Annotated in this window: 3 protein-coding genes and 1 pseudogene; all 4 read right to left on the minus strand. The window is 41.3% G+C overall.

What is annotated here, in order from left to right:
• Positions 1-63 (minus strand): annotated as a pseudogene (locus tag ADF62_RS10830) (30S ribosomal protein S4); the annotation flags it as partial.
• A 187-nt stretch (positions 64-250) separates the two neighbouring features.
• Positions 251-1285 (minus strand): sensor histidine kinase, encoded by a 1035-nt coding sequence (locus ADF62_RS06805; protein ID WP_048788424.1) that lies wholly within the window; start codon positions 1283-1285, stop codon positions 251-253.
• Positions 1282-1980 (minus strand): response regulator transcription factor, encoded by a 699-nt coding sequence (locus tag ADF62_RS06810; RefSeq protein WP_048788425.1) that lies wholly within the window; start codon positions 1978-1980, stop codon positions 1282-1284. The genes ADF62_RS06805 and ADF62_RS06810 overlap by 4 nt, the downstream gene beginning before the upstream one ends.
• A gap of 80 nt (positions 1981-2060) precedes the next feature.
• Positions 2061-3099, minus strand: a 1039-nt coding sequence (locus ADF62_RS06815; protein WP_048788426.1) for an SSURE domain-containing protein, incomplete at its 5' end; no start/stop codon positions are given.

Below are 3099 nucleotides of genomic sequence, written 5' to 3' on the forward strand. Positions count from 1 at the left end.
GCCTGTAAGTGAGAAACCAAGGCGACGTGATTGTTTCCATGATGGACCTGTATAACGTGACATATGTATGTCCCCCTAATATAAATAAAATTTCGGTGGAAATAGTCACTTAGAGAGCCCTGATTCGTGCAGATGCCCTTCGCCTAAACAGCCAAGGTTACTTGTTATAAGACACCTGTTGACTAGCTTCACGCTTTACCGCTACTGTTTTACCATAAAATGATCAATTTGCAAAGGGGAGGGTACGGCTTTATTTCAATTTGAGAGAGAATGTAAACTTGCTACCTAAGCCATACTGACTTTCTGCTGAGATGTCGCCGCCAAGCTGATGGGCTAGTTCTCGTGCAATCGCAAGTCCTAAGCCATGACCACCTGTTTTCATATTGCGCGAAGTTTCTACACGATAAAGTCGTTTAAAGATCTTTTCCAAATCCTCAGGATGAATCCCCTGACCCTCGTCCTTCACACTGATTGTCAGCTCTTGTTCTGTTAATTGGGCAAGAACCTCTATTCTGGTTCCTGGTTCTGAATATTTAAAGGCATTGTTTAACAAATTGACCAGAATTCGAGAAAGTTTGTCATAATGGCTCTTGACTTTCGCTGATTCAGGTGACACTTGAATGTAAATATCTCGCTCCTCTTGTTCAATCTGGAGTTGAAATTCACTCATTGACTCAATCAGCAATTGATCTAAAAATACCTCTTCGACTTCTTCATCAGCAGTATCTTGAGGTTGTGTGTTAAGAGTCAAAACATCCAATTCCTCTACTAGCTTGTTTAGACGCTCAGTTTGCCGACCAATCGTGGCTAAGTAGTGGAGCCGCTCCTCTTCCTTAATCACTCCATCTAGAATTCCCTCCACAGTAACCTGAATGGAGGTAATGGGAGTTTTAATATCGTGAGAGAGCTGCGCAATCATCATTCTCTTTTCTTGCTCGCTCTCATCAAGTGATTGAAAGATGGCTTGCAAATTGTGGGACATGTCATTAAAAGCCTGGCCCAGCTCTTGAAACTCTAATGGGCCTTTGGTTTCAATTTCTGTGCTGAAATCCTTGCTGGCTATATCCTGAGCTTGTTTTTTCAAATGTTTCAGAGAAGAAAAAACAGGCGACAAAAGAAAGATGCTCACTGCAGCGCCAATGAAACTAGCAATCAAGGTCATTCCAACTAGAAAGTACACTTCACTTTTCTCGATCAACATTCGTTGGACTGCCCAGAAAACAACCAAAATCGTTAGTAGAGTCGACACTAGATACCCCACTAAAATATAGTTTTTTAATTTCATTTTCTACCTCTTGGTTTTTCCATCTTATAGCCCAAACCCCAGACAGTTTTGATAGCAGGAGCATTTGAATTTGTATACTTGGTCAACTCTTGCCTCAAAGCATGGATATGAACATTGAGTGTATTGGTATCATCCACATAGTCCTCTTGCCATACCTTCTCATAAAGTTCCGTCTTTGAAAAGACTCTCTCAGGATTGCTGGCTAATACCCATAGAAGTTCAAAGGATTTTACTGTCAATTCCAAAGGTTGGTCCCCTATGCGAACCTCATGAGTCACATGGTTGATCACTAAGTCACCAAGCTCGATCCGCTCTGTCTCACCTCCACGGCTAAGGCGACGTAAGATATTATTCACTCTTAAAACCAATTCGCGTGGACTAAACGGTTTGGCTATGAAATCATCTGCCCCCATACTTAATCCATAAATCTTATCCTGCTCGCTTGTCTTAGCAGTTGTAAAGAGAAAGGGTTGATCAGGAGCAATATATTGAACCTCACTGATAAAATCATAACCGTCCATATTGGGCATCATGATATCTGTGATGATGAGGTCAATAGATTTTTTTCTGAAAAGTTCTAATCCCTCCTTGCCATCATGGGCGACTAAAACATCGTATCCTGCCTGTAAAAGATAGCGGTTTTGAATATCTAGAATATCTATCTCATCATCAACCAGCAAAATTGTCTTTTTCATCTGACGCTCCTCTGATAAAAACAGTGTTATACTTGCCTTAGTATAACACTATTTCTTCTAATATTTAAATGATTTGAATCTTAATCTTCTCGTTTGGTTGTCAAACCTAAAAGTCCAACAAGGCCTGCCAAGGCTATACCAAAGATACCAAGGCCAGCTGTAGCCGTTTGAGCTTCCCCAGTATTTGGTAGCATAGGTTGCCCATCATTTTTCCTAGTCTTAGCCATGGAATTATCTGTGGAATCAGCCGTTCTCATTTCTGAAATATGGGCTTCTTTCGTCATATCTTTCATTTTGTTCATTGAGTCTGACGTAGAAGAAGACATAGATATCTGATCTCCTTGAGGAGTTCTGGACATCATTTCTGATCCATGAAGTCGAATCGTTACTTGACGAGTAGCAACTAGATTGCTCAAGTCAGGTTTGCCATCTTTAGAACCATACACTTTGACAGTAGCTTGGTAAGTGTGAGTGCCATTGGCACGAAGTTGGTCTAGAAGGGCTTGTCCTTCTTTGCCTGTCGTGTTGCCATTCAAATCTACTTCGTAGAAATATTGGCCTTTAGCCAAGCCTTCAAGTGGCAATAGCGCTGGGTTATTCGCTGTTCCATTGTCAGACCATGGGGCTTTGTCTGAGGCTTTTAACAAGAGACGAGTCAACATACCATCTCCACCAAAAGCTTCATATGGAATAACTTGGTTGACACCGGCCAAGAAAGGTCCAGGAACATTTGCTTTTTCAAGGTAGTTAGCTGGAACATCAATCATGTCTTTAATATTGTTAACAACAGACTCTTTAACCTGATTTGGTGTGGTTGAAGCATTCAAATTAACAGTCAAATCTTTTGTCGCTACTAGGTTAGTCAAATCAGCCTTGCCGTCTTTGGCACCGTAAACTTTGATGGTGGCTTTATAGCTTTGTGTACCATTTTGTTTTAAGAGGTCAAGTAGCTCTTTATCAGACTTACCTTGAGTACCAGCCAAATCTACTTCGTAGAAGTAAAGGCCTTTGCCCAATTTTTCTACTGGTGGAAGGGCGGGATTTTTAGCTGAACCATTGTCTGACCATGGAGCCTTGTCTGAGGCCTTCAAGATAAGGCGAGTCAACATACCATCTCCA

The organism is Streptococcus sp. 1004_SSPC (assembly GCF_001069025.1).
Classification (GTDB): Bacteria; Bacillota; Bacilli; order Lactobacillales; family Streptococcaceae; genus Streptococcus; species Streptococcus vestibularis.